The 1,461-nt window shown below is 30.5% G+C and carries 1 protein-coding gene; it reads right to left on the reverse strand.

Annotated elements, in window-relative coordinates:
• On the reverse strand, positions 1 to 1,461 hold a 1,461-nt coding region (locus GCL60_RS17200), incomplete at both ends, for an RHS repeat domain-containing protein (protein ID WP_153421920.1).

Below are 1,461 nucleotides of genomic sequence, written 5' to 3' on the forward strand. Positions count from 1 at the left end.
TCTCATTTAAAACACGAGAACCACTGTAATAGAATTTATTTTCTACATTTCCAGAGTCTTTTTGAGAAACAAGAATGCCAGAACCATTGTAACGATATTCTGTTACATTACCTTCTTTTGTAAATGTCTCTAGTCTGTTAAATGGAGAATAAGTTAATGTGTTACCATCACCATCTTTTGTTACGTTACCGTCAGCATCATACTCAAGAGCGCTGTTTTTTGTTCCTTGTGCATCGGTAGTTGCATATGCAACAAGTCTACTTGGATCTTTATCTGAATAATTATATGTCGTTAAACTTGTACCACCCTTCACAAACGATACTTTTGCTGTCTTAATATTATTTAAGCTATCAAACGTATATTCTTCAGAAGCAATACTTTGACCATTTTGATCTTTAGGACATGCTGTTCCAGAACAGTTGTATTGAGAAAGGTTATTCATAATGTCATATGCATAATTTTCTTTTGCACTTAATCCTGAACCTTCTTCATTCGTTCTTGTTCTAGATGAAATATTCATATCCTTTTTATAGGTATAGCTATAAGAAAGTATCCTACTTCTATTTTCAGCAAAATGGCTTAAGTTTTCAAGGGAACCCATCTCATTGTATGAGTAAATAGATTGCGCATTATTTGGAAGTATTTTACTAGAAATTCTACCAAACTTATCATAATAATATTGCTCAACCTGATTATTATTACCCATTGCTCTAAATTCAGTCGCCTCTAATTTACCATTTGTTTTGCTATAATGATAAATTGTTTGGTTATTTGCTATATCCGTAATTCCTATCATGGAACCTTGCAAATCATAATTATAAGATATTTTTTTATTATCTGGATAAGTAACAGATTCTAAACTGTTATCTAAATTATATGTATAATTTGTTTTACCAGTTGCGTCTGTCATAGATAATAATTTTTGAGATAAATTATCGTAAACATAACTTGAATTATATTTACCAGAATCTCCAGCTACTTCCTTTTTGATCATTTGATTAAATGCATTATAAGTGTATTTAATTTCTTTTCCAGAACGTTGTATTTGGCTTACCATATTGCCTTTGTTATCATAAGCATATCTAATGGCATTGCCTGCTGGATCTGAATCACTCATCATCAATCCAAGTTCATTATATGTCCTGTTTCCTAAAACAACTTCTTTCCCATTTTGTAAAACAACGGACTTTTGAATTACTTTATCTTCAAACATTTCATCATAAACATATTTAATACGACGACCATCTGGAAATATTTCAATTAATTTCTGACCAATTTGGTTATAAACATATTTAATTTTATTTCCATTTACATCTACAGATTCCGACGGATTTCCATAAGCATCATATTTATTGCTACTTACACTGTAAAAGCTTTTATCGCTCTTTAATAACTGCGTACTCGCTACTTTATTCATATCATTATAAGTAACTACGCTTATCGGAGATATTTCTCCATCTA

The organism is Silvanigrella paludirubra, from assembly GCF_009208775.1.
Classification (GTDB): Bacteria; Bdellovibrionota_B; Oligoflexia; order Silvanigrellales; family Silvanigrellaceae; genus Silvanigrella; species Silvanigrella paludirubra.